23 protein-coding genes and 1 other RNA gene are annotated in these 25,238 nt (G+C 67.6%); 9 read left to right on the top strand and 15 right to left on the bottom strand.

Annotated elements, in window-relative coordinates:
* Positions 1 to 87: 87 nt before the first annotated feature.
* The 4 genes from AC1RUS_RS19520 to AC1RUS_RS19535 all read right to left on the bottom strand — a co-directional run bounded on the left by AC1RUS_RS19520 (position 88) and on the right by AC1RUS_RS19535 (position 2,784).
* On the bottom strand, positions 88 to 1,140 hold the full coding sequence (locus AC1RUS_RS19520; protein ID WP_492918246.1) for an aspartate-semialdehyde dehydrogenase: 1,053 nt from the start codon (positions 1,138 to 1,140) through the stop codon (positions 88 to 90).
* Between the two features lie 224 nt (positions 1,141 to 1,364).
* A complete protein-coding gene (locus AC1RUS_RS19525; RefSeq protein WP_492918247.1) occupies positions 1,365 to 1,790 on the bottom strand; it encodes a type II toxin-antitoxin system VapC family toxin in 426 nt (141 codons plus the stop codon).
* Positions 1,790 to 2,044, bottom strand: a complete 255-nt coding sequence (locus AC1RUS_RS19530; RefSeq protein WP_492918248.1) for a type II toxin-antitoxin system Phd/YefM family antitoxin — start codon at positions 2,042 to 2,044, stop codon at positions 1,790 to 1,792. Before AC1RUS_RS19530 ends, AC1RUS_RS19525 begins: the two co-directional genes overlap by 1 nt.
* Before the next feature lie 68 nt (positions 2,045 to 2,112).
* Positions 2,113 to 2,784, bottom strand: a complete 672-nt coding sequence (locus tag AC1RUS_RS19535; RefSeq protein ID WP_492918249.1) for a glutathione S-transferase family protein — start codon at positions 2,782 to 2,784, stop codon at positions 2,113 to 2,115.
* Between the two features lie 145 nt (positions 2,785 to 2,929).
* On the opposite strand from AC1RUS_RS19535, the gene AC1RUS_RS19540 reads away from it, so the two are divergent.
* From AC1RUS_RS19540 to AC1RUS_RS19550, 3 genes are all read left to right on the top strand, one after another.
* A complete protein-coding gene (locus AC1RUS_RS19540; protein WP_492918250.1) occupies positions 2,930 to 3,970 on the top strand; it encodes a ribonucleotide-diphosphate reductase subunit beta in 1,041 nt (346 codons plus the stop codon).
* Between the two features lie 189 nt (positions 3,971 to 4,159).
* Positions 4,160 to 5,041 carry a 2-dehydropantoate 2-reductase gene (locus AC1RUS_RS19545; protein ID WP_492918251.1) on the top strand — a complete coding sequence of 294 codons (882 nt, stop codon included), beginning with the start codon at positions 4,160 to 4,162 and terminating at the stop codon, positions 5,039 to 5,041.
* 96 nt (positions 5,042 to 5,137) lie between these two features.
* Positions 5,138 to 6,985, top strand: a complete 1,848-nt coding sequence (locus AC1RUS_RS19550; RefSeq protein ID WP_492918252.1) for a caspase family protein — start codon at positions 5,138 to 5,140, stop codon at positions 6,983 to 6,985.
* 18 nt (positions 6,986 to 7,003) lie between these two features.
* Here AC1RUS_RS19550 and AC1RUS_RS19555 read toward each other — a convergent pair whose 3' ends face one another.
* Both AC1RUS_RS19555 and AC1RUS_RS19560 read right to left on the bottom strand, forming a co-directional pair.
* Entirely contained in the window at positions 7,004 to 7,429 is a 426-nt protein-coding gene (locus AC1RUS_RS19555; protein ID WP_492918253.1) for a DUF6491 family protein, read from the bottom strand.
* Positions 7,430 to 7,595: 166 nt separating this feature from the next.
* Positions 7,596 to 8,849 (bottom strand): dicarboxylate/amino acid:cation symporter, encoded by a 1,254-nt coding sequence (locus AC1RUS_RS19560; protein WP_492918254.1) that lies wholly within the window; start codon positions 8,847 to 8,849, stop codon positions 7,596 to 7,598.
* 301 nt (positions 8,850 to 9,150) lie between these two features.
* Between AC1RUS_RS19560 and AC1RUS_RS19565 the strand changes: the two genes are divergently transcribed.
* Positions 9,151 to 10,605, top strand: coding sequence for an AMP nucleosidase (locus AC1RUS_RS19565; RefSeq protein ID WP_492918255.1), 1,455 nt, complete (start codon positions 9,151 to 9,153; stop codon positions 10,603 to 10,605).
* Positions 10,606 to 10,729: 124 nt separating this feature from the next.
* Here the strand turns inward: AC1RUS_RS19565 and AC1RUS_RS19570 are convergent, their stop codons facing one another.
* The gene (locus AC1RUS_RS19570; RefSeq protein WP_492918256.1) at positions 10,730 to 11,968 is read right to left on the bottom strand and encodes an acetyl-CoA C-acetyltransferase; all 1,239 of its coding nucleotides are present in this window, start codon (positions 11,966 to 11,968) and stop codon (positions 10,730 to 10,732) included.
* 216 nt (positions 11,969 to 12,184) lie between these two features.
* Positions 12,185 to 13,126 carry an NAD(+) diphosphatase gene (gene nudC / locus AC1RUS_RS19575; RefSeq protein ID WP_492918257.1) on the bottom strand — a complete coding sequence of 314 codons (942 nt, stop codon included), beginning with the start codon at positions 13,124 to 13,126 and terminating at the stop codon, positions 12,185 to 12,187.
* A gap of 86 nt (positions 13,127 to 13,212) precedes the next feature.
* Between nudC and ffs the strand changes: the two genes are divergently transcribed.
* The 4 genes from ffs (at position 13,213) to recR (ending at position 16,435) form a co-directional block, all read left to right on the top strand.
* Positions 13,213 to 13,305: signal recognition particle sRNA small type (gene ffs, locus AC1RUS_RS19580), an RNA gene on the top strand.
* 102 nt (positions 13,306 to 13,407) lie between these two features.
* Entirely contained in the window at positions 13,408 to 15,249 is a 1,842-nt protein-coding gene (locus AC1RUS_RS19585; RefSeq protein WP_492918258.1) for a DNA polymerase III subunit gamma/tau, read from the top strand.
* A 125-nt stretch (positions 15,250 to 15,374) separates the two neighbouring features.
* Positions 15,375 to 15,704, top strand: a complete 330-nt coding sequence (locus AC1RUS_RS19590) for a YbaB/EbfC family nucleoid-associated protein (RefSeq protein ID WP_492918259.1) — start codon at positions 15,375 to 15,377, stop codon at positions 15,702 to 15,704.
* A 122-nt stretch (positions 15,705 to 15,826) separates the two neighbouring features.
* Positions 15,827 to 16,435 carry a recombination mediator RecR gene (gene recR, locus AC1RUS_RS19595; RefSeq protein ID WP_492918260.1) on the top strand — a complete coding sequence of 203 codons (609 nt, stop codon included), beginning with the start codon at positions 15,827 to 15,829 and terminating at the stop codon, positions 16,433 to 16,435.
* A gap of 4 nt (positions 16,436 to 16,439) precedes the next feature.
* Here recR and AC1RUS_RS19600 read toward each other — a convergent pair whose 3' ends face one another.
* Together AC1RUS_RS19600 and AC1RUS_RS19605 are read right to left on the bottom strand one after the other, a co-directional pair.
* Positions 16,440 to 16,586, bottom strand: coding sequence for a hypothetical protein (locus AC1RUS_RS19600; protein WP_492918261.1), 147 nt, complete (start codon positions 16,584 to 16,586; stop codon positions 16,440 to 16,442).
* A 246-nt stretch (positions 16,587 to 16,832) separates the two neighbouring features.
* Positions 16,833 to 17,327, bottom strand: a complete 495-nt coding sequence (locus AC1RUS_RS19605) for a DUF427 domain-containing protein (protein ID WP_492918262.1) — start codon at positions 17,325 to 17,327, stop codon at positions 16,833 to 16,835.
* Positions 17,328 to 17,514: 187 nt separating this feature from the next.
* Between AC1RUS_RS19605 and AC1RUS_RS19610 the strand changes: the two genes are divergently transcribed.
* Positions 17,515 to 19,413 (top strand): peptide MFS transporter, encoded by a 1,899-nt coding sequence (locus AC1RUS_RS19610; protein ID WP_492918263.1) that lies wholly within the window; start codon positions 17,515 to 17,517, stop codon positions 19,411 to 19,413.
* Between the two features lie 161 nt (positions 19,414 to 19,574).
* Here AC1RUS_RS19610 and AC1RUS_RS19615 read toward each other — a convergent pair whose 3' ends face one another.
* The 5 genes from AC1RUS_RS19615 to AC1RUS_RS19635 form a co-directional block, all read right to left on the bottom strand.
* Positions 19,575 to 21,572: a TonB-dependent receptor plug domain-containing protein gene (locus AC1RUS_RS19615; RefSeq protein WP_492918264.1), complete on the bottom strand. Its 1,998-nt coding sequence runs from the start codon at positions 21,570 to 21,572 to the stop codon at positions 19,575 to 19,577.
* Between the two features lie 356 nt (positions 21,573 to 21,928).
* Positions 21,929 to 23,359 (bottom strand): metalloprotease TldD, encoded by a 1,431-nt coding sequence (tldD, locus tag AC1RUS_RS19620; RefSeq protein WP_492918265.1) that lies wholly within the window; start codon positions 23,357 to 23,359, stop codon positions 21,929 to 21,931.
* Positions 23,360 to 23,421: 62 nt separating this feature from the next.
* Positions 23,422 to 24,228: a GIN domain-containing protein gene (locus tag AC1RUS_RS19625; protein WP_492918266.1), complete on the bottom strand. Its 807-nt coding sequence runs from the start codon at positions 24,226 to 24,228 to the stop codon at positions 23,422 to 23,424.
* A 10-nt stretch (positions 24,229 to 24,238) separates the two neighbouring features.
* The gene (locus tag AC1RUS_RS19630; RefSeq protein WP_492918267.1) at positions 24,239 to 24,805 is read right to left on the bottom strand and encodes a DUF1700 domain-containing protein; all 567 of its coding nucleotides are present in this window, start codon (positions 24,803 to 24,805) and stop codon (positions 24,239 to 24,241) included.
* Positions 24,802 to 25,128: a PadR family transcriptional regulator gene (locus AC1RUS_RS19635; protein WP_492918268.1), complete on the bottom strand. Its 327-nt coding sequence runs from the start codon at positions 25,126 to 25,128 to the stop codon at positions 24,802 to 24,804. Before AC1RUS_RS19635 ends, AC1RUS_RS19630 begins: the two co-directional genes overlap by 4 nt.
* Positions 25,129 to 25,238 lie beyond the last annotated feature (110 nt).

A 25,238-nucleotide genomic window follows, 5' to 3' on the forward strand; every position in this document is an offset into this window, starting at 1 on the left:
CGCAGCGAAGCGCCGGGACCGCGACAAGCTCGGAGCTTCCGGCGGTCCCGGCTCGGCGCGCTTCGCGCTTGGCCGGGATGACAGCCCTTAGCCGGCCATATCCAGCATCACCTCGGCGATCTGCACCGCGTTCAGGGCCGCGCCCTTGCGCAGGTTGTCGCCGACCACGAACAGCGCCAGCCCGTGCGCGACGGTCGGATCGGGACGCAGGCGGCCGACGAACACCGGATCCTGGCCGGTGGCGGCCAGAGGGTTGGGCACGTCGTCCAGCACCACGCCCGGCGCCTTGGCCAGCAGCGCCGTGGCCTCGGCCACCGAAATCGGCCGTTCGAACTCGGCGTTGATCGACAGCGAGTGGCCGGTGAACACCGGCACGCGCACGCAGGTGCCGCTGACCGGCAGGTCCGGCAAGCCGAGGATCTTGCGGCTCTCGTCGCGCAGCTTCAGCTCTTCCTCGGTGTAGCCGTCCTCGGCCAGCACGTAGTTCAGCGGCACGACGTTATAGGCCAGGGGCACGGCCCACTTCTCGGGCGGCGGCAGGTCGACGGCGTCACTGTTGAGGGCCAGGCCCGCCACGTCGCCCTTGGCGCCGGCGGCCAGCTGCTTGGCCAGCACCTCGATGCCGGCCAGGCCGCCGCCCGAGGCCGCCTGATAGGTGCTGACGGTCAGGCGCTTGAGGCCGGCAAAGTCGTGCAGGGGCTTCAGCGCCGGCATGGCGGCCATGGTGGTGCAGTTGGGATTGGCGACGATGCCCTTGGGGATGTCGCGCAGGGCCTCGGGATTGACCTCGGCCACCACCAGCGGCGCGTCGGGGTCGCTGCGCCAGGCCGAGGAGTTGTCGATGACGATCGCGCCGGCCGCGGCGGCCTTGGGGGCCAGCGCGCGCGAGGTGTCGCCGCCGGCCGAGAAGAACACCAGGTCCAGACCGGCGAAGTCCGCCGTCTCGGCGTCCTCGACCGTCACCTCGCCGTCGCCCCACGGCAGCTTGGAGCCCGCCGAACGGGCCGAGGCGAACACGCGCAGGCTGGCCAGCGGAAAGTTCCGCTGCGCCAGCAGTTCGCGCATCATGCCGCCCACCAGGCCGGTGGCGCCGACGACGCCGACATGCGGCGGATTGGATCGGGAAAACTTGAAGCTCATGACGGGACGTCTCCTGAAAAGTGCGGAGGCGCGGGGAGCTTGAAGGTCTCTGGATGTCGAGAGCCGCCCCGCGCATCGGCGGGGCTGACTTGGGGATGCTGGCTAGATCGCGCGCAGACCCGAAGACGCCCCACCGAAGCGGGTCGTTTTTGGGGTCATAATTTTGGTCGCGGCGAAGGACATCGGCCCGGCTTTTAGCGGTGAAGCTGGCGAAGGTAAAGTCGCTAGGCTCCGGCGTTCCACGGATTGAGCAGGCGCGCGCCGGTCGCGGCGAAGTCGGCGGTGTTGCGGGTGACCACCATCATGCCGTGAACCAGGGCCGTCGCCGCGATCAATGCATCGCGTTCGGCGCGCGGATCGGGCACATGCAGCCCGGCGCAGCGCCGGGCCACGGCGGTGTCGATCGGCAGCACGCGGTCCTTGAACTCGACCAGCACCTGATCGTTCAGCCAGGCGCGCAGGACCGCGCCCTGCCTGGCGTCGCGGCGCTCGATCTGCAGGACGCCGGTTTCCAGCTCAAGGACCGTGATCGCCGAGATGTAGAGCGTCGCGGCGTCGGCCTGGTCGGCCCACGCGACGACATGGGGGTCGGCCTTGCCGTGGCGGGACTTGCGCAGTTCGGAGACGACGTTGGTGTCGAGGACGAACATCAATCGAGATCGACGGGCCGGCTGGTGATGTTGGCGCGCGGGGCTTCGAACGCGACCTCGTCGCCGTCGGCCATGGCCAGCGCGTCGGCGATGCTGCGGCGGGCGCCCGTCAGTTGGCGGTAGGCCTCTATGCTGAGCAGGACGTGACGCGGCTGGCCGCGGTCGGTGATGAACACCGGGCCATTCGCGGCGGCCTTCTTGGCGCCGCTGGCGTCTTGATTGAATTCCCGGCTCGACAGGGTGGTGATGGTCATGGGCTACAATCCAGCGATCATTGTAGGTACGTTACTACAATTGCGGCCGTGGATCAAACGGTCGCCCCTTAGGCCTGCTGGCCCAACCGCTCCCAGCCCTCGAAGAACGGGAAGCGCTGCTCCCAGAACGCCGCCAGCCTCGGATCAGCGTCCACGCTCTTGACCACCTCGGCCATCTTCGGCGCGACCTCGTAGAAGCGCACCCGGCGAGGGCCCCAGCGGCTGACCACGGCGACGTAGAGGTCGAGGACGGTCATCTGGTCGCCGAGCAGGTAGCGGCCGGGGGAGAGCTGACTCTCCATCATCGCCCAGCAGTCAAGGATGCGCTCGGCGGTGGCGGTCTTGATCGCGGCCTGGACCTGCGGGTCGGGCCCGCCCAGGCGCGAGGGCTCGTCGCGCACCCAGAACAGCGAATAGATCGAGGCCGGGACGAAGATCATCCAGCGCAGGAACTGGGCCCGCAGCGGCGAATCAAGCGCGGGGGCCAGGCCCGCTGCGGGATGGTTGTCGGCCAGCCACATCAGGATGGCGGCGCTCTCGGTGATCGTTTCGCCGGCAGGGGTGACCAGGGCCGGGATCTGCTTGAGCGGATTGACGACGGCGACCTTGGCCTGCTCGGCCTCGCCTTCCCAGGTGGGGGCTTCGATGATCTCGTACGGCAGGCCCATCAGGGTCATGGCCGCTTCGACGGGCACGCCGCCTGAACCTAGGGCGCTGAAAAGGCGAAAAGGTTTTTCCACAGGCCAAGCTCTATCTTGTGGATGCGGCACGTGGCCACACCATATCTAGTGGATGCCAGGTAGACAGCAGGGGCGTGGTTCTGGCTTACTGTCCGACGTTCCGTATCATAGCCTGTCCGCTCGATTCTCGTCCCAGGGGTTCCTCATGTCCGCCAAGCTGATCACCACGCCAGGCCTCCTGACCCCCTCCGGCGCCTACAAGCCCTTCCGCTATCCGTGGGCTCACGAGTTCTGGAAGAAGCAGCAGCAGGTCCACTGGATGCCCGAGGAAGTGCCCCTCGGCGAGGACCTCAAGGACTGGGCGGTCAAGCTCAACGACAAGGAACGGAACCTGCTGACGCAGATCTTCCGCTTCTTCACGCAGTCGGACATCGAGGTGGCCGACAACTACATGGAACGCTACGGCCGGGTGTTCAAACCCACCGAAGTGAAGATGATGCTGTCGTCGTTCGCCAATATGGAGACCATCCATATCGCGGCCTACGCGCTGCTGCTGGAAACCATCGGCATGCCGGAGAGCGAATTCGGCGCGTTCATGGAATACCAGGCCATGCGCGACAAGCACGACTTCATGCAGAAGTTCGGCGTCGAGACCAATGCCGACATCGCCCGCACGCTGGCCATGTTCGGCGGCTTCACCGAGGGCCTGCAGCTGTTCGCTTCGTTCGCGATGCTGATGAACTTCCCGCGCTTCAACAAGATGAAGGGCATGGGCCAGATCGTCTCGTGGTCGATCCGCGACGAGAGCCTGCACTGCGAAGGCATCATCAAGCTCTACCACGCCTTCAACGCCGAGACGCAGTGCGTCACGCCCGAAGTGGCCGCCGACATCGTCGAGTGCTGCAAGACCGTGGTGACGATGGAGGACAACTTCATCGACCTGGCCTTCGAGGCCGGCGAAATCCAGGGCATGACCCCGGAAGACATCAAGCAATACATCCGCTTCATCGCCGACTGGCGCCTGCGCCAGCTGCACCTGCCGGAAGTGTACGGCGTGAAGGAAAACCCGCTGCCGTGGCTGCAGTCGCTGCTGAGCGGCGTCGAGCACGCCAACTTCTTCGAAGCCCGCGCCACCGAATATTCGAAGGCCGCCACCAAGGGCCAATGGCACGGCGCCGACGGCGTGTGGAGCAGCTTCGACAACATGCTGACCAAGCGCGCCGAGAATTCGCTGCCGGCGGAGTGAGCGATTTGATCCTTCTCCCCTTGCGGGAGAAGAGCCTGCCCCGGCGAAGGCCGGGGTGTCAGCCACAGGCTGACGGACGAGGGATCGAAGGACCTGTCCGGATAAGACGGCGCGCCCCCTCACCCGACCCGCTTCGCGGGCCACCCTCTCCCGCAAGGGGAGAGGGTTTTCTTTTGAGCGGAGCGCTACATGACCACCATCGCCTTGATCGGACCCGGCGCGGTCGGTGGGACCATCGCCGCGTGGCTGGCCCAGAACCCGGACCTGTCGGTGGCGGTCTGCGCGCGCACCCCGCTCGAGAGCCTGGAGGTCCAGACGCCCGGCGGCGCGATCTCGGCGCGCCCGGCGGTGTTCACCGATCCGACCCAGGCCTCGCCCGTCGACTGGGTGCTGATCGCCACCAAGACCTATGACACCGCCTCGGCCGAGGGCTGGCTGGACGCTCTGGTCGGGCCCGCGACGCGGTTGGCGGTGCTGCGCAACGGCGTCGAGCATCTGGAGCCGTTCCTGGATCGCCTGCCGGCCGAGCGCATCGTTCCGGCCGTGGTCGACATCCCCGCCGAGCGCAGCGCGCCCGGGCGCATCCACCAGCGCCGCGACGGTTCGATCAAGGTTCCGGACGACGCGGCCGGCCGCGCCTTCGTCGCCCTGTTCGCCCACACCCCGATTGCGGTCTCCACCGTGCCCGACTTCAAGACCGAGGCCTGGAAGAAGCTGGCCCTGAACTGCGCGGGCGCGGTCAACGCCCTGGTGCTCAAGCCCGCCGGCGTCGTCCATGACGACGCTGTGGCGGAGGTCATGCGGACCCTGGTGCGCGAATGCGTGGCGGTGGGCCGGGCCGAGGGTGCGGACCTCGCCGACGACCTGCCCGAAACCGTAATCGCCAACTATCGCGGCGCGCCGGCCGACTCGGTCAATTCCCTGCACGCCGACCGCGCGGCTGGCCGGCCGATGGAGCTGGACGCCCGCAACGGCGTCATCGTGCGGCGCGGCGCCCGGCACGGGATCGCCACGCCGGCCAACGCCATGATCGTGGCGCTGATCAATGCGGCGGCCCAACCGTCCGGATAACGACGTTCCGTCAGTCTCGATTTCTTCCTGCTCAAATGGTATCAAGCGGCCAAGCTCAACTTTCGAGGGCGCGGGGCCGGAGCAGGGGGAAACGTCATGGCCAGGAAGACCATCAGGATTCTGGGCGTCCACGGACTGGGCGACCAGCGCAGCTCGCCGTGGAAGGAGGTCTGGGAAAAGACCGTCCGCGACACCTTCGCCAGCGACGCCGACATCGCGCTCGAGTTCAAGTTCGTCACCTACGACCCGATCTTCGAGAAGACCAAGATCAGCTTCGCCGAGACGATGAAAGCCCTGTGGAAGCTGTCGCGCAGCGGCGTCTCCCAGATCGGTCGCCGCGAGCGGGGCCTGGTGTCGGACGTCTCCGACAAGGTGCGCTGGACGGCCGGCTACGTGGTGGCCTGGGTCGAGGACAAGGGCTTCCAGGCCCAGACCCGCAAGCTGATGCTGGACGCGGTCAAGGAGTTCCAGCCCGACGTGATCCTGGCCCACAGCCTGGGCTCGCTGGTCACCTACAACGCCTTTTCGCACGAGGAGGCCCGGCAGGCCGATATCGCCAAGCTGCTGGCCAACGCCCACTACGTCACCTTCGGCTGCCAGATCGGCAATCCGTTCGTGGTCGGCAACCTGACCCAGGGCCGGGTCGAGCCGCTGGCCGTGCGCCACTGGCACCATCTCTACAACGAGCACGACGACGTCTTCACCGCCCAGATCCAGCTGTCGGGCACGCCCAACTTCACCCAGCTGCTGACGCCGTTCGACCTGCCGGGCGTGGGGGATCACGACGCCGAGGCCTATCTGGGCCACAACGTCACCGTAGGCTCGCTGTGGCGGCCGCTGGGCAACCAAGCGGCTGGGGGCAAGGCCTTCGGCGCGACGGCCGATCCCTGGCGCAAGACGCCCAAGCCCAAGTCGGCCAAGTCGCGCCGCCGGGCCCTGCTGGTGGGCATCAACGAATATCCGCGCGAGAGCGACCGCCTGGCCGGCTGCGTCAACGACGTCTTCACGATGAGCGCGGCCCTGCAGGAGTGTGGCTTTGCGCCGGGCGAGATCCGCACCTGCCTGGACGACCGCGCCACCGCCTCGGGCATCCTGGAGCGTCTGCGCTGGCTGCTGGACGACGCCCAGCCCGGCGACGAGCGGGTGTTCTACTATAGCGGCCACGGGGCCCGGATCCCGGAATATGGCGACGAGTTCGAGCCGGACCGGCAGAACGAGACCCTGGTGCCCTGGGATTTCGACTGGTCGCCGGAGACCTCGATCACGGACGACCAGATCTTCGCCCTCTACAGCCAGCTGCCCTACGACCTGCGTCTGGTGCTGATCTTCGACTGCTGCCACTCGGGCGGCGTGCACCGCCAGGGCGGTCCCAGGGCGCGGGGCATCTCGCCGCCGGACGACATCCGCCACCGCGAACTGAAGTGGGACGCGGCCACCCAGATGTGGGTGGCGCGCGACTTCAAACGCCTGAACGCCGACTTCTCGACCCGCAACAAGTCGAACGCGGACTTCTTCGGCAAGAACGGCTCGACCGCCCGGCTGGGCCGCGCGTCGATGCTGCGCATGACCACGGCCAGCGAATACGTCCAGGCCAAGAAGAAGACCGAGAGCAAGATCGTCGGCCCCTACTTGCCGCTGATCATCGAGGCCTGCGGCGAGGAGCAGCTGTCCTACGAGTACCGGCACGGCGCCACCAGCTACGGCGCCTTCACCTTCTGCATGGCCAGCCTGCTGCGCGAGAACAAATCGATCTCGTTCGAGGGCCTGGTCGAGGCCGCGCGCAAGCGGCTGATCGACCTGCAGTACGATCAGACCCCGCAGATCCTGGGCCCGACGGCGATCGTCAAGGCCAAGGTGCCGTGGAACACTGGCGCGGCGGCCGGCAAGTCGCCGGCCAAGGCCAAGGGCAAGCCCGGCGCCTCGACGCCGCGCCTGTCAGGCTGAGCCGCCGGCGGGTGATCGCTAGGGGCGGTCCTTCTTGGGGATCGCCGCGATTTCGTCCGGGGTCAGCTTGGTGATGGTCTTGGCGCGGATCGGCACGGCGAAGCCCTGGCCGTCGGAAACCCGCAGGTCCAGGTCGATCGGCGTGCAGATCCGGTCGCTGCCGCGCACCACGGTGACCAGGTGCGAGCCGGGCCAGGTCAGCTGGCTGGAGCCATGGGCCAGGTCGAGGCGATAGACGTCCTTGGCGCGCACCTTCAGGTACATGGTCTTGTCGTTGGGCGCGCTCCAGCCGTGCCAGTCCGACAGCGAGAAGCAGGGCCGCTCGACGCGGGCCGGCTTGGCCGGGGTTTGGGCCGGAGCCTGGGCGTGGGCCGTCGAGGCGACGAGGCCGGCCGCGGCCAGGGCCGTCAGGGCGACGCGGGTGATAGGCATGATGGTGCTCATGATGTGATCCCTAACCTGTCCCCTCCCTTGAAGATTGGCCTTCGACAGGGCCATGTCAATGGCGTGTACAGTAATTACTGCACATCGAGCGCAGGCGGCGCCCCAAACCGAAAACGGCCCGCCTCGGATGTCCGAAGCGGGCCGTTCGACGATGGATCGCAGAAGGCTAGGCCTTGGCGGGCTCTTCGTCCGGGACGATGTCGTCCAGTTCGCCTTCCCACTTGGCGACCACGGCGGCGGCCACCGAATTGCCGACCACGTTGGTGGCCGAGCGGCCCATGTCCAGCAGGTGGTCGACGCCGAGGACCAGGGCGATCCAGGCTTCCGGCAGGCCGAAATAGGTCAGGGTGGCCATGATCACCACCAGCGAGGCGCGCGGCACGCCGGCGATGCCCTTGGAGGTCACCATCAGCAGCAGCAGCATGAAGATCTGCTGCTGGACCGACAGGTGCACGCCGTGCGCCTGCATGATGAACATGGTGGCGAAGGTGCAGTACAGCATCGAGCCGTCGAGGTTGAACGAGTAGCCCAGCGGCAGCACGAACGAGACGATGCGACGGCGCACGCCCACCTTGGGCAGGCTGTCGAGGATGCGCGGATAGGCGGCTTCCGAGCTGGCGGTCGAGAAGGCCAGCAGGGCCGGGTCGCGGATCACGCCGAACAGCGGGATCACCCGCTTGCCCAGCACCAGGAAGCCGGCGATGAACAGGATCAGCCACAGCGTGCCCATGGTGGCGTAGAAGCCCAGCACGAACTTGCCGTAGACGGCCAGCATCGACAGGCCCTGCGTGGCGATGGTCGAGGCCAGGGCGGCGAAGATGGCCAGCGGGGCCAGCTTCATGACGAAGCCGGTGACCTTCAGCATCACCGAGGCGGCCTGCTCGGCCAGCTCCAGGACCTGCGGGGCCTTGTTGTCCAGCGAGGCGACGGCGGTGCCGACGAACAGCGAGAAGACGACGATCTGCAGGATCTCGTTCTTGGCCATGGCGTCGAAGATCGAGGTCGGCACAAGGTGGGTCAGGAAGCCCTTCAGGGTGAAGGCCTCGGTGGTCGCGGCGGGCGCGGCCGAGGTCGACATCTCCGTCAGGTTCAGGCCCTGGCCCGGGTGCAGCAGGTGGACCATCAAGAGGCCCAGCAGCAGCGACACGGCCGAGGCGCTGATGAACCAAAGCATGGTCTTGGCGCCGATGCGGCCGACGGCGGCGGCGTCTTCCATGTGGGCGATGCCGGCCACCAGGGTGGTGAAGACCAGCGGCGCGATGATCATCTTGATCAGGCGCAGGAAGACGTCGGTGACCAGCGACAGGTTGCTGGCGGCCATCTTGGCCTGGGCCGGATCGAGATACTGGTTGCAGGCCCAGCCCACGAGGACCCCGAGGATCATGGAGGCGATGATCAGGTACGCGAAGCGCTTGTTCATGAAGTTTCCTCGGGCGCCGGGCAGGCGAGATCGGTCTTTTCTGCGCCCAGTGTAGGTATGACGTACGAGGGCGAGCTATCCGCACCCCCCTGGGCATTTCAACCCTTTTGGCCGACACGCGCGGGTTCGTCCATGCTCTTGAAGGGCGCGAGCCGGGCCGGCGTTCGCCAAGCTGGATAAACAGGCTCGGTTTGCGGGCAGCCGAGGCGGTCGGGCGCCCGCATTCCGGCTAAGTAATAAATCATTCCCATTTGCGGGCCCCGCGTCTCGCCAATGTCGCGAAACGCCGGTATAAGGACCCATGTCAAACCAAGAAAAAGCAATCGCCGTCGTCGAACGGCTCAATGACGAATACGAGCGCGCCGTGGGCGCCCTCCGGACCGCCCTCAAGGCCTATCTCGAAAACGGCGCGCGCCCCGATCCGCAACAGCGGTTCGACGGGACCTTCGCCTATCCCGAACTGCGCCTGACCTACGATCCCGAAGCCCTGCCGCCCAAGCTGGCCCGCTCCTACGCCCGCGTCAGCCGTCCGGGCGTGTACGCCACGACGGTCACCAAGCCGGCCCAGTTCAAGGACTATCTGGTCGAGCAGCTGACCCTGCTGATGAACGACTTCGACGTCGAGATCGAGGTCGACCGTTCGCGTCAGGAAATCCCCTATCCGTACGTGCTGGACGCCAGCATCGACCTGAACCAGGCCGACGTGCGGTCCGAGGACATCGCCCGCTTCTTCCCGACCACGGACCTGGCCTTCATCGGCGACGAGATCGCCGACGGCGTCTGGGACGCGGCCCTGGAAGAGACCCGGCCGCTGGCCCTGTTCGACGGCCTGCGCACCGACTTCTCGCTGGCCCGCCTGAAGCACTACACCGGCGCCCCGGCCGAGCACGTGCAGCAGTTCATCCTGTTCACCAACTACCACCGCTATGTCGACGAGTTCGTCCGCTGGGGCATCGAGCAGCTGCAGGCGCCCGACAGCCCCTATGAGGCGATGTCGTGCTCGGGCGGCCTGATGCTGACCGCCAACACGGTCAATCCGGAACTGGCGGTGGCGGAGTCGACCTGGCGCAAGCACCAGATGCCGGCCTACCATCTGATGGGCAAGGACGGCACGGGCATCACCCTGGTCAATATCGGCGTCGGCCCGTCCAACGCCAAGACCATCTGCGACCACCTGGCCGTGCTGCGACCCCAGGCCTGGCTGATGATCGGCCACTGCGGCGGCCTGCGCGACACCCAGACCATCGGCGACTACGTGCTGGCCCACGCCTATCTGCGCGACGACCATGTGCTGGACGCCGTCCTGCCGCCGGAGATTCCGGTGCCGTCGATCGCCGAGGTCCAGCGCGCCCTCTACGACGCCTCGAAAGCCATCAGCGGCGACAGCGGCGATCAGCTGAAGAAGCGCCTGCGCACCGGCACGGTGGTCACCACCGACGACCGCAACTGGGAGCTCCGCCACAGCCTGTCGGCCCTGCGCTTCAACCAGAGCCGCGCCGTGGCCATCGACATGGAGTCGGCGACGATCTCGGCCCAGGGCTATCGCTTCAGGGTGCCCTACGGGACGCTGCTGTGCGTGTCCGACAAGCCGCTGCACGGCGAGATCAAGCTGCCGGGCCAGGCCAACGCCTTCTACGAGCGGGCGATCAGCCAGCACCTGCAGATCGGCATCATGGCCTGCAAGCTGCTGCTGGAAGAAGGCCCGAACCTGCACTCGCGCAAGCTGCGGGCGTTCGACGAGCCGCCGTTCCGTTAAGCGCCGTTGAGGACCCCCTCAGTCGCTCCGCGACAGCTCCCCCAAAGGGGGAGCATCCGCCTTTCTTAGATCCTCCCCCTTTGGGGGAGGTGGCCCGGAGGGCCGGAGGGGGTCCTCTCCGCCCCTACATCCGCTCGATAATGATCGCCGGCGCCATGCCGCCCGCCGCGCACATCGTGATCAGCCCGCGCTTCAGGTCGCGCCGCTCCAGCTCGTCCAGCATCGTGCCGATCAGGATCGAGCCCGTCGCGCCGATCGGGTGGCCCAGGGCCATGGCCCCGCCGTTCACATTGACCTTGTCGCGGTCCAGCTTCAGGTCGCGGATGAACTTCTCGGCCACCACCGCGAAGGCCTCGTTGATTTCCCACAGGTCGATGTCGTCGACCGTCAGCCCGGCCTTGGCCAGGGCCTTGCGGGCGGCGGGGACGGGGGCGTTGAGCATCAGGGTCGGGCTGTCGCCGATATTGGCCATGGCCAGCACCCGGGCGCGGGGCTTGAGGCCGTGCTTGCGCGCATAGTCCGGCGAGGCCATCAGGATCGCCGCCGCGCCGTCCACCACGCCCGACGAATTGCCGGCATGGTGGATGTGCTCGATCTTCAGGTCCGGATAGACCTGCCGGATCAAGCCGCCATAGGTGGTCCCGGCCTCGTCCAGGGCGAACTCGGCCATGGCGGCGAAGGCGGGCTTCAGGCCGGCCAGGCCCTCGGCGGTGGTCTGCGGGCGGGGGAATTCCTCGCGGTCCAGGGCCAGCGAACCGTCTTCCTTAAACACCGGCACCAGGCTCTTGTCGAAATGGCCGCCGCGAATGGCGGCGTCGGCGCGTTGCTGGCTGACCAGGGCCAGGTCATCGACCGCCTGGCGCGAGACGCCTTCCAGCGTGGCGATGGCGTCGGCGCAGACGCCCTGGTGTGACTGTGGATGGCGGGCCCGCAGGCGCAGGTTGCCGTTGTCCATCATCGGCGGCGCGCCCGGCGTGGCCGAGGCGGCGGTGTAGGACATCATCTCGGTCCCGCCCGCGATGACCAGGTCCTCCATGCCCGACATGATCGAGGCGGCGGCCAGGTTGGCGGTGGTGATGCCCGATCCGCAGAAGCGGTCCAGCGTCATGCCCGAGGCCTTGATGTCGTAGCCGGCGTCCAGCGCCGCCATCCGGCCCAGGTCCCCGCCCTGCTTGCCGCGCTGGCTGGAGGTGCCCCAGATGATGTCGTCGACATCGGCGGTGTTGAGATTGTTGCGGGCGGCGAGGGCGCTCAGCACGCTGGCCGCCAGTTGCTGGGGATGGATATCCGCCAACGCGCCCTTGCCGACCTTGCCGATCCCGCGCGGCGTACGGCAGGCGTCGATGATCCAGGCTTCGGCCATGTGTCTGCTCCCATGTCTCGCCGATCGGTCGCCGGCTGTCGGGAGGGAGTAGAAATGACCTGCCGTGGGGGCAGTCTGCACCAATTCAAAAAATTCTTGTCATCCCGGGCGTAGCGCAGCGAAGACCCGGGACCACGGCAGGCTCGGAGCTTCCGGCGGTCCCGGATCGGCGCGCTGCGCGCTTGTCCGGGATGACAGCTACTTTGAGAGCGGAGTTTAAGCCTCCTCCACCCAAGCCTTGATCAGCTGATGCGCGATCGCCAGCGCCGGTGGGGCGAACGCGCCCTCCATCTCGCCCCGGATCAGCGCCCCGGCCTCGTCCTTGGTGAACCAGCGCACCTCTTCCAGTTCGGTCTGGTCGGGGGCGGCGTTGTTGCTGTCGACCTGGGCGATCAGGCCCATCATCAACGACGAGGGCCACGGCCAGGGCTGGCTGGAGTGGTAGCGGACGGTGGTGGCCGTGAGGCCGGCCTCTTCCATCAGCTCGCGGGCGCAGCCTTCCTCGATGGTCTCGCCGGGCTCGATGAAGCCGGCCAGGGCCGAGAACATGCCGGCCGGCCAGGCGGCCTGGCGGCCCAGCAGGCACTTGTCCTCGTGCACCGCCAGCATGATCGCCACAGGGTCGGTGCGCGGGAAGTGCTCGGCCTTGCAGGCGGGGCAGATCCGCTTCCAGCCGGCGTCGCTGACGGTGGAGGGCTGGCCGCAGGCGCTGCACCAGCGATGGCGGCGGCGCCATTCGAACATCGAGCGCGCGGTGGCCAGGATGCCGGCGTCGGCGGGCGGCATCGCGGCGGCGATCCCGCGCAGCTCCTCGAACCGGCCCAGGCCCTTCAGCACGCCCTCGGCCGGATCGGTGCCGATGTCGAGATCGACGGCGAAAACCGCGATGTCTTTCCACAGGCCCAGGAACAGCAGCTTCTCGGTCCCGCCGGCCAGGTCCTGGGCCATGTCGGCGCGGAGATAGGCGATCTGGGCCCCCACGGGCTTGCCGTCCTCGTCCAGGATGTCTTCGACCAGAGGCTTGCCGTTCCAGATCGCCACGGCCAGTGAGCCGGTGTCGGCCAGCTTTTCGGCGATCCAGGCCTCGTCGCCCCGCCGCTCGCTGGAGCGGTCCAGGGGGTTGCCGGCGAAGGTGTTGGTGATGATTGAGAGAGGCATGCGATTTCTGTAACCCAGCCACGAAGAGTCGTCACGACGTCGCACGGTCTTGCATCCGCTGCTCGGACTCGCGATATAGGCCTCGGAGATCGGTGACGGGCGGAGTCCTCGCCAATCTGGTCAGGGCCGAGAGGCAGCAGCCACAACGAGTTTCGCTCCGGGTCGTCTGCCGGTCTCCACCTTCCCCTAAAAACCTACTGGCCCTTAAATCTGTCAGCAGATCGCCCGCGCGAGCAGGCCGAGCCTTTTGCCGCGCGCTCCGACGCTCTACACTCAAGGCCATGGCCGACCACGACGACCTCAACACCGATTCCGCGCCGCCGTGGGACGAAGAGCCCGCCGAGCGGGATGAGAACACGGCCGACATCTTCGGCGCGCCGCCGGTCGCCGAGCCCGCCGCGGTTCCGGCTGTCGCCGCGCCGACCCCGCTCGTGGCCGAGACGCCGTCCGACCCAGACGCCGCCTATACCGTGCTGGCGCGCAAATATCGTCCGCGCACCTTCGAGGACCTGATCGGCCAGGAGGCCATGGTCCGCACCCTGGCCAACGCCTTCTCCAGCGGCCGCATCGCCCACGCCTTCATGCTGACCGGCGTCCGGGGCGTGGGCAAGACCACGACCGCCCGCCTGCTGGCCCGCGCCCTGAACTACGAGACCGACACCGTCCACCAGCCCTCGGTCGACCTCACCGTCGACGGCCGCCACTGCAAGGCCATCATCGAAGGCCGGCACATGGACGTGCTGGAGCTGGACGCCGCCTCGCGCACCAAGGTCGACGAGATGCGCGAGCTCTTGGACGGGGTGCGCTACGCCCCGGTCGAGGCGCGCTATAAAGTCTACATCATCGACGAAGTGCACATGCTGTCGACGGCGGCGTTCAACGCCCTGCTGAAGACGCTGGAAGAGCCGCCGCCGCACGCCAAGTTCATCTTCGCCACCACCGAGATCCGCAAGGTGCCGGTGACGATCCTGTCGCGCACCCAGCGCTTCGACCTGCGCCGGGTCGAGCCCGACGTGCTGGTCAAGCACTTCGACAAGATCGCCGCCAAGGAAGGCGCGCGGGTCGACGCCGACGGCCTGGCCCTGATCGCCCGCGCCGCCGAGGGTTCGGTGCGCGACGGCCTGTCGCTGCTCGACCAGGCCATCGTCCAGACCGAGCGCGGGGCCACCGTCTCGGCCGCCGTCGTGCGCGACATGCTGGGCCTGGCCGATCGCGGCCAGACCATCGCCCTGTTTGAAGCGGTGATGGGCGGCAAGCCCGCCGACGCCCTGGAAGGCTTCCGCGCCCTGTGGGGCTTCGGGGCCGATCCGGCGGTGGTGATGCTGGACCTGCTGGACCACTGCCATGGCGCCGCCGTGGCCAAGGCCCTGGGTCCCGACGCCTTGACCCTGCCCAAGGAGCAGGCCGCGCGGCTGGCCGCCATCGGCGCTCACACCTCTGCCGGCACGCTGTCGCGGCTGTGGCAGATGCTGCTGAAGGCCCATGACGAGGTGCGCCGCGCGCCCGACGCCCGGGCCGCCGCCGAGATGGCCCTGATCCGCCTGTGCTACGCGGCCGATCTGCCCGGTCCGGAAGAAGCCCTGAAGGCCCTGCGCGACGGCACGCCTGTCGGTGGCGGCGCGCCCGGCGGCGGTTCGCTGGGCGGCGGCGGATCCGGCGGCGGCGCGACCGCCAGCGCCCAGATCATGTCGATGGCCGCGCCGGCCGCCCAGGCCATGCCGGTGCTGGCCTCGTTCGATGACGTCCTGGCCCTGATCGCCGCCAAGCGCGACATCGGTCTGCGGCTGGATGTCGAGCAGTTCGTGCGTCCGATCAGCTTCCGTCCCGGCGCGATCACCTACGAGGCTGCCCCCGGCGCGCCCGGCAATCTGGCCGGTCGCCTGGTGCGGGCCCTGAAGGAGTGGACCGGCCAGCCCTGGCTGGTGGCGGCCGAGGGCGGCGGCGGGGCCGAGACCCTGATGGAGCGCCAGAAGCGCGAGGAGCGCGAAGCCCTGGCCCAGATCAAGGCCGACCCCTTCGTCGCCTCGCTGATGAGCGCCTTTCCGGGCCTCGAGATCGTCGACGTCCGCAAGATGATGGTCCCCGAGTCCGCGCCGATCGAGCCGGATGAGGCGGAGGACTGAGAGATTGTCATCCCGGCCGAGCGCAGCGAAGAGCCGGGACCGCGACAAGCGCTGAGTTTCCTGTGGTCCCGGCTCGGCGCGCTGCGCGCTTGGCCGGGATGACAGTTTCTAAGGTGGAGCAGACCATGAAAGACCTCGGCGGCCTGATGAAGCAGGCCCAGGCGATGCAGCAGAAACTGGCCGACGCCCAGGCGCGGCTGGCCGAGACCCTGGTCGAGGGCGCCTCGGGCGGCGGCATGGTGACGGTGACCCTGAAGGGCACAGGCGAGCTGGCCAAGGTCAGGATCGACGAGAGCCTGATCGCGCCTGGCGAAGGCGAGGTCATCGAGGACCTGATCGTCGCCGCCCACGCCGACGCCAAGAAGAAGCTCGACGCCGCCCAGGCCAAGCTGATGCAGGACGCCGCCGGTCCCATGGCCGGCATGATGGGCGGCCTGCCCGGCATGAAGTTCTGATCCAAAACCTGTCATCCCGGAAGCCTCGCAGAGACTATCCGGGACCGCGGCAAACGCCGTGTTTCCGGCGGTCCCGGGTCTTCGTCCGGGATGACAAAGATAGAGTGAGCTAAGGAGCACAATTGGCCGCTTCCGCCGGACCCGAGATCGAGCGCCTGATCGCCCTGCTGTCCAAGCTGCCGGGGCTGGGACCGCGTTCGGGTCGGCGGGCGGCGCTGGCCTTGCTGAAGAAGCGCGACACGCTGCTGGCCCCGTTGACGGCGGCCATGGTCGACGCCCAGGCCAAGGTGCGGACCTGCTCGGTGTGCGGTTCGTTGGACACCACCGATCCCTGCGCCGTCTGCGCCGACGAAAGCCGCGACGGCCGCCTGATCTGCGTGGTCGAGGAGGTGGGATCGCTGTGGGCGATGGAGCGCGGCGGCCAGTTCAAGGGCCGCTACCACGTGCTGGGCGGCCTGCTGTCGGCGCTGGACGGCGTGGGGCCCGAGGCCCTGCGAATCGGCGAGCTGATGGCGCGGGTGTCGGGCGGGCAGGTGGCCGAGGTGATTCTGGCCCTGCCGGCCACGGTCGACGGCCAGACCACGGCCCATTACCTGGCCGACCGGCTGACCGGCGCGAACGCCGGCGTGTCGGTGACCATGCTGGCGCGCGGCGTGCCGGTCGGGGGCGACCTGGACTGGCTGGACGACGGCACGATCGCCCAGGCCCTGCGGGCCCGGCGACCGGCCTAGAGATCTAGAAGATCGCGCGAATCGCGAAGGCGACGCCGACCCAGAACCCGACGCTGAGGGCGATCACCGCGAGGCGGCCCCAGGCGAGGCGCGGTGCGCTGATCCGGCTGGCTTCGGCGGATGGCGCTTGGTCGTAGCTGATATAGGCCATGTGCTTCCTTCCCTTGCCTCTCTGGCGGAGGCTCGACGCCATCGCGTCAGGGCCCATGCAACGCCCTTGACGCTTAACCAATCTTTACTGTGGTTCGCAGAGTGGCGTAACGCGTCAAAGCGTCCCAGGCTAGAGGGGGTGTTGGAATTTTTTTCCTAAAAATCTGTCAATTTTGAACCTCAAAGGTTCGTTTGACCTAAATTGCCTGTTATTCGCGCAATTGTAACCCAATTGTGGCGAGGTGCGTCAGGGCGTCGCGTCCGGAACGTCGACGGTCGGCGGCCAGCGCTCGGCCTGGCTGGAGCCCGAACCGCTGTCGGTGTGGCGCACCACCGCGTCGACATCGATCGCGTCCTCGACGGCCCGCGTGTCGGCGGCGCTCAGGGCGCCGACCTGGAATTCGACGTGCTGCGGGTAGAAGGCGATGCGGTTGCCGATCTGGCCGACGGTGGAATAGGGGTCCTCGTAGGACCAGACGGCGTTGTCGATCACCTGGGCGTCGCGATAGATCGTGAAATACGAGGCGTCGCCCTTGTAGGGACAGTGGGTGACCTTGTCCGTGCGGCGCAGGAACATCATCCGCACGTCCTCGCGCGGGAAATAGCGCACCGGCGGATAGTCGGCCTCGCGCAGCACCAGGACGTCGTCGCTCTCGGCGATCTCATGGCCCTCGAACAGCACGCGCACCCGGGCGCGTTCGCGCTCGAGGGTGATCGGATGGCTCTGGTCAGGGATCTTCACGTGGTTTTCTCCCGTGAGTCGAAAGGTGTCGCCGATAAAACGCGCGAGACGGGAACTCGGCTCCCGGGCGGCAAGGCGTTGCTTGTTAAACGCATTGTCGCGTGATCTTCTCCCCGCGAACTGGGGGAGGCGAGGGCGAAACGACCATGGCGTCGCCCCCATCCGTCGACTGCGTCAAGGTTATTGAATGAATATCGTCATCGCCCTGGGGATTCTGGTCACGCTCGTGACCGGCATTCCCGTGCTTATCCAGTTGCTTCGGCAACATCCCAAGGGACTGATCATCCTGTTCTTCGCCGAGATGTGGGAGCGCTTCTCCTACTACGGCATGAGGGCGATCCTGATCTTCTATCTGACGCAGCACTTCCTCTTCGACCCGAAGGTCGCGTCTTCCCACTACGGCTCCTACACCTCGCTGGTCTATCTGCTGCCGCTGATCGGCGGCTTCCTGGCCGACAAGTATCTGGGCACCCGCAAGGCCGTGGCGTTTGGCGCGATTCTGCTGGTCGCCGGCCACCTGACCATGGCTATCGAAGGCAAGCCCGCGACCCAGACCCTCACCTATGCCGGCCAGACCTACGAGTTCCAGGCCGAAGGCCGCGGCCAGGACCGCGTCGCCAAGCTGGTGGTCGCCGGCAAGCCCTATGAGGTCGCCGCCACCAAGACCGGCGATTTCGAGATCAAGAACCTCCCGGCCGACGCGCCGCTGCCGGCGGTGCTGGCCAAGAGCGCCTACAAGCTGGACGTCAAGGATCGCGACCCGACCTACCTGAACATCTTCTGGCTGGCGCTTTCGCTGATCATCATGGGCGTGGGCTTCCTGAAGCCCAACATCTCGACCATCGTCGGCCAACTGTACCCGCAGGGCGATCCGCGCCGCGATCCGGGCTTCACCCTCTACTACTACGGCATCAACCTGGGCTCGTTCTGGGCCTCGATCCTGTGCGGCCTGCTGGGTGTCACGGTCGGCTGGTGGGCGGGCTTCGGCCTGGCCGGGGTCGGCATGCTGGCCGGCTTCGTGGTGTTCGTGCTGGGCAAGCCGCTGCTGCAGGGCAAGGGCGAACCGCCCGAACCCAAGGCGCTGAAGGAGAACATCCTGGGCCCGATCAACCGCGAGACGGTGATCTACGCCCTGGCGCTCGTCGGCGTCGTCGGCGTGTTCTTCCTGGTCCAGTACAACGCCGTCGTCGGCGCGGCCCTGACCTTCGGCATCGTCGCCTCGCTGGCCTATATCGTGTGGTTCATGGTCGCCAAGTGCGGCAAGGAAGAGCGCGAGCGCCTGGCCCTGGCGGTGTTCCTGATCTTCGGCGCGGTGGTGTTCTGGACCCTGTTCGAACAGGCCGGTTCGTCGCTGAGCCTGTTCGCCTCGACCAATGTCCAGCTGGACCTGGTCAAGGCCCCGGTCCAGTGGTTCGGCGGCGCGGTCACACTGGCCACGCCCGAGCAGCTGGCGGTCGCCAATATCACCGCCGGCTCGACCTTCTGGATCAACACCAGCTTCAACGCCCCGCAGACCCAGGCCCTGAACGCCGGCTGGATTCTGATCTTCGCCCCGGCCTTCGCCTTCCTGTGGACCTGGCTGGGCAAGCGCGGCAAGGACCTCAACCCCGTCGTCAAGTTCGGCCTGGCGCTGATCCAGGTGGGCCTGGGCTTCCTGCTGCTGCAGCTGGGCTCGATGTTCGCCGACGGCGCCTTCCGCATGCCGCTGATCTTCCTGGTGCTGATGTACATGCTGCACACCACCGGCGAGATGTGCATGTCGCCGGTCGGCCTGTCGCAGATGACCAAGCTGTCGCCGGCCGCCGTCGTGTCGTTCATGATGGCCGTGTGGTTCATGGCCGTGGCCATCGCCCAGTATGTCGGCGGCATCATCGCCGGCCTGACCACCACCGAGACGGTGGGCGGCCAGGTGCTGGACCCCGCCGCGGCGCTGTCCACCTCGCTGCAGGTGTTCAACGTCATCGGCCTGGTCTCGATGGGCATCGGCGTGCTGTTCCTGGTCGGCTCGCCCTGGCTGAAGAAGTGGTCGCACGGCTCGGACGACACCGACGCCGCGCCCGTCGACACCGCAACGACCATCCACTAGCGATCGGCAGACAAACGAAAGGCCCCGGAGCGATCCGGGGCCTTTTTTCTAACGTCCTGTCATCCCGGCCGCAGCGAAGCGGAGAGCCGGGACCACCGCAACCTCAGCGCCTGACGTGGTCCCGGATAGCCTCTTCGAGGCTTCCGGGATGACAACTGCATTTATCCGAACGTCTTCCTCACCCGCAGGAACAGGATGCGCCCGAACTCCAGGTCCTGGGTGTCGACATAGTCGAGCGGCGAGCCCGGGCGCGGGCCGGCATAGCTGGTGTTGATGCGCTCGAAGTTGCGGGCCGTCAGGTTGTCGACCTCGAGCCGCAGGGTGATGTCGGGGCGCGGCTTGTAGTCGACATAGGCGATCACGAAGGTGCGCAGCTTGTAGGTCTCGATCTCCGAGAACCGGTAATAGGTCTCGCGCCAGGCTCCATAGGCCTCGACGCCCCACTTCACGCCCTTGGCGGGCAGGTCCTGGCTGAAGGCCAACTCCCAGTCGACCGGGTGCTGACCCGACTTGCGGCGGCGTTCGCCGGTGGTCGGGTCGGTGACCTTCGAGCGGGTCCAGGTGCTCTCGCCCTTCAGCAGGCCGCCCGTCACGCCCAGCTTCTCCAGCGGCAGATTGAGAGTCACGCCGATCGAATCGTCCGTGCCGCTGCCGATATTAGCCGGCGAATCGAAGACGCCGCCGCCCGGCGTAAACACCGGGGCGCGGTCGATGACGTCGGTCAGCTCGGCGTGGCGGACGGTCAGGGTGGCGACCCCGTCCTTCCAAAACCGCCGTTCCAGCGTCAGCTCGCCGTTCCACGACTGCTCGGGATCGAGATCCGGATTGCCGGCTCGCACCTGGCCGGTGTTCAGCGCCGAATCGGCGACGAAATCGCCGAAGTCCAGCTGGCTGACCTTACGCTCGATGCTGGCGCGCACCTGGGTCTGGGCGATCGGGGTCCAGGTCACCGACAGGCGCGGCTTGGCGAAGGTCAGGTCCTTTTCCAGCTTCACGTCGCCGGTGGAGGTGATCTTCGACTTCTCCAGCCGGATGCCGGCCTCGGCGGTCAGCTTGGGCGAGGCGCGCCACGTTCCGGTGACGAAGGCCTGGGCGCGCTTTTCCTCGACGTCGACCTTGGCCGAGGGCAGGGCGATGGCGACGCCGTTCTCGGCATAGGCGGTCTGCCCCTCCAGCGTGTTGATCGCCGTCTCAGCCCCGCCCTCGAACGACAGGGTGGAGGTCGGACGGTACTTCCACACGCCCCGGACGATATCCTCCTTGGTCAGGCTGTGCTGGCCGAAATCGGCGACGAAGCCGCCGTCGCGATAGTTGGAGTCGAACTGCTCGTCGTCCTCCTGGTGCAGGAAGACGGTCTCCAACGAATTTCTCGGGCCCAGGTCGCGGGTGTAGCGCAGGCCAAGCTCGCGCTCGTACTCGTCGTCGAAGTTCTTTTCGGCGGTGGTCCCGGCGCTGGCCTGGTCGATCTGCTGGAACTTGAAGCGCTCGTTGTTGTAGCGGCCGTTGATCCTCAGCTTGCCGCCGGCCAGCGGGGTTTCGTACGAGCCGCTGGCCTGGGTCTGCCAGCCGTCGCCATCGGATTTGACCTCGCCCACGCGGATCGGCGCGCCCGAGGCGTCGCGGCGCACGCGGACCCCGTCGCCGGCCCCGTCGTCGACGAAGCCGCCGAAGACGAAGCTGCCTTCCAGGGTCGTGCCGTTCGCCCGCCGCGAGCCTTCCAGCCGCGCGGCCGGCCGGTTGCGGCCGTCATAGACGGCCTTGTTGGAGACGGCGGCCAGGCCCTTGACGCTGGTCCCGGTCTTCAGGACCACGTTGGCGATCATGGTCTTGCCCTGCATGTCGACGCCGGGCGCGCCGCCGCGGATCAGCTCGACCCGGGCCACCTGCGAGGCGGGGAGGCGGTTGAGCACATCCTGCAGGCGGTCGCTCTTGGACGAGGGGCGCTGGCCGTCGATCAGCACATTGCCCGCCGCGCCGTCGAAGCCGCGGACATTGGCCCCGCCGTCGAAGGCGAAGCCGGGCAGCCGCGCGATCAGGTCGAAGGCGCTGTTGGGCTGATAGGCGTCGAAGAAGGCGCGCTCATAGACGATGACGCCCTGGGTCTCGGCGGTCTGGGCCGTAGTCGCCGCGGCCTGGGCCGCCAGATAGAGTTCGAACACGCCGCGTTCCCCCGCTGAAGTCGCAAGACGGTGAACGCCCGAGGCGTCCAGGAAAAGTTACAAGCGTGAAATGTAGATTACATCGCTGAAAGAATTGGGGGTGGTAGGCGCTGGTCCCTGCTGCCGGCGTCGTGACTGGACGGCCGCCACCGGACGCCCCCTCCGTCACGTCGCCTATCGGCGCCGCGCCACCTCCCCCGCACGCTTCGCTACGGGGCAGGAGGGTTCAGCTGTTCTTCTCCTGCCCCGTGCAACGGGGGAGGTGGCGCGATGCGGATACGCATCGTGACGGAGGGGGCGTTTCTGAGCCGGACGTCCACGCACGACCAGCGCCGTCAGAGTTCCGATCTGGCGTCCTAGACCGCCGTGCCGCCCACCGTCAGGCCGGTGATCTTCAGCGACGGCTGGCCCACGCCGACCGGCACGCCCTGGCCCGACTTGCCGCAGACGCCGATGCCGGGATCGAAGTCGAAGTCGTTGCCGATCATGGTCACGCGGGTCAGGGCGCTGGGGCCGTCGCCGATCAGGGTCGCGCCCTTGACCGGGGCGGTGATCTTGCCGTCCTCGACCAGATAGGCCTCGGTGCACTGGAAGACGAACTTGCCGTTGGTGATGTCCACCTGGCCGCCGCCGAAATTGGCGCAGTAGAGGCCGCGCTTCATAGAGGCGATCATCTCGGCGGGATCGTCGTTGCCGGCCAGCATGCCGGTGTTGGTCATGCGCGGCATCGGCATGTGGGCGTAGGACTGACGGCGACCGTTGCCGGTGGCCTTCATGCCCATCAGGCGGGCGCTCATGCGGTCGTGCATGTAGCCCACGAGAATGCCGTCCTCGATCAGGATGGTGCGCTCTGTGGGAGTGCCTTCGTCGTCGATGGTCAGCGAGCCGCGGCGGCCGGCCAGCGAGCCGTCGTCGAACACGGTGACGCCCTTGGCCGCCACCCGCTCGCCGATGCGGCCGGAGAAGGCCGAGATGCCCTTGCGGTTGAAGTCGCCTTCCAAGCCGTGGCCGACGGCCTCGTGCAGCAGCACGCCGTTCCAGCCCGAGCCCAGCACCACGTCCATCTCGCCGGCGGGGCAGGGGACGGCGTCGAGATTGACCAGCGCCATGCGCAGGGCCTCGTCGACCTGGCCCTGCCACTTGTCCGGGCTGATCCAGGCCGAGAAGCCGGCGCGGCCGCCGGCGCCGGACGAGCCGCTCTCGCGCTTGCCGTCCTTTTCGACCGTGACCTGGACGTTGACCCGCACCAGCGGGCGCACGTCGCGCACCAGCTTGCCGTCGGCGCGCAAAATCTCGACGATCCGCCGCTCGCCCGACATCGAGGCCATCACCTGCACCACGCGCGGATCGCGGGCCCGGGCGAAGGCGTCGATCTCTTGCAGCAGGCTGACCTTGTCGGAGAAGGCGGGCGACGAGATCGGGTCGTCCTCGCCATAGAGCCGCTCGTTCGTGGCGCGGGGCCCCTCGGCCGAAACGCCGGCGTGACCGCGCTTGGCGAGGCTGGCCGAGGCGGCGGCCCGGCCGATGGCGGCCTCGGAAATCTCGGCGGCGTGAGCGTAGCCGGCGGTCTCGCCAGCGACGACGCGAAGGCCGAAGCCCTCGCCCGAATCATAGGAAGCGGTCTTCAGCCGGCCGTCATCGAAGACGAAGGCCTCGCTCTCGGAGCGCTCCAGGAAGAGCTCGCCGTCATCGGCGCCGGCCAGGGCCTCGCCCAGGATCTTGCGGGCGCGTTCGGGATCGACGCCGGCGGCGTCCAGCAGGGAGGGGGCGGAGATCGGAGCGTTCATGTGCTTACAGGTAAGCGTTCGAAGCCGTTCCGTCACCCCGCCCCTTTGTCTCAGTCGGGGTCTCAGTAGTTATGCCGCACAGAGCCGGAGCCGCTGATATTGCTGGTTTCGCTGGCCGGCTGGCTTTGCAGGCTGACGTCCCCGCTGCCCGAGATGGCGATCTTGACCTGGTTGGTCGCGTTGACGCCGGCGTTGCCGCTGCCGGCGATCGCAACCTCGGCGTTGAGCGCCTGCAGGTCGTCTAGTTCGGCGTCGCCGGACCCGGATGTCGCCAACATCAGGATCTTGGTCTTTCCCGAAGCATTGATGTCGCCGCTGCCGTTGATCGCCAGGGTCATGGCGGTTTGGTCGTAGTTCTGGATGTCCAGGTCACCCGAACCGTCCAGCTTGAAGCTGCTGACATTGGGGGCGGTGATGACCACCTTCATCCGGTCGCTGTTGCTTTGGACGCGGATGCCGTGGCCGTCGATTGTGAGACTGTCATCGTGGACGTCGTCATTCTGCCCGGTATGCGCCGCGAAGCTGAGGCGGCCGTTCTCCAGCATCAGGCGATCGACCCAGGGCTTGGGGCCGCTGACCTCGACCTTCGCCACCGGACCCTGGACGTAGGTGACGTCGATGGGCAGGTCGAGCGTCAGGGCTTCCCCGCTCCAGGCCAGTTCACGCGAGACGATCGGCAAAGCCCGCCCGCCCTTGAGGCCGGAATGATGACGGGGCCCGATCGACAGCGTGGTGTTGCTGTCCTGGTCGAAGGGAATGGTCCAGCCCTCCTTCATGATGGTGGGGCCGGCCAGGGCGGCCACGCCGGCGGCGCAGCCGAGCATCAGCACGAAGCTGGCGCCGCCGATGATAAGCAGATTGCGGATCATGTTGGCCCCCTCAGGCTTGCTGATCGATGGCCGGCTTGAGCAGCCGGAAGTGGAGACGGGCGTACCAGACGACCGCGTTGAACAGGCCGACCGTGCACAGGGTCAGCAGCGCGCCCAGGAAGGTGGCGCCGGCCATCAGGCCCACGCCGGCCAGGAACGCGGTCAGCGGTCCGCCGGGAGGCGCGGTCAGCGGCCCCATGGCGAAGACGAAACCGCCGCTGACGAACAGGGTGACCACGGCCACCAGCACGCCGAACAGCGCGCCCAGCACGCCCATCAGCAGGGGCAGCAGGAACATGATGTCGATCGCCCCCAGGCCGATCAGCGCCACGATGGCGGCGCCGGCGTTCGAGGGGCTCTTGGTCTCCTCCCAGCGCTTGAGGCCGGCGTCGGCGCGCAGTTCGCGGGCCAGGCGATCGGGATCGCCCAGGGCCGAGGCGACCTCGGCTTCGGTGCGGCCGGCCTCCAGGGCGTCGGCGAAGTGGGCCTCGTGGTCGGCCACGATCTCGGCGACCGTGGCGGCCGGCAGGCCCGAAAGCCCACGCCGGAGGCGCGACATGAATTCGTTGCGGGTCATGCGGCGGCTCCCAGAATGCCCTCGACGGCCGAGGTGAAGGCGGCCCATTCGGCCTTCTGCTGCGCGAAGCTGGCGCGGCCAGCCTGGGTCAGGCGGTAATATTTGCGCGGCGGACCGCTCTGGGATTCGACCAGATAGGTCTCCACCAGGCCGTCCGACTGCATGCGGCGCATGAGCGGATAGATCGTTCCCTCCCCCATATCGATGTCCTTCGTCAGCTGGCTTGCGATCTCGTAGGCGTAGCTGTCCCCGCGTGAGAGCAGGGCCAGCACGCAGAGCGCCAGCACGCCCTTCTTCAGTTGGATTTCAATGGCTTCCGGCACTGGGTCCTCGCCTCGGTTGCTGCACTCTTCTACCGACAGGTACTGAGTAGTGCAAGGTACCTGTCTATGAAGGATACGTAATGTTCCGGAGGCGGGATTCGGTCTTGTTG

The organism is Caulobacter sp. GW821-FHT10F06 (assembly GCF_058809215.1).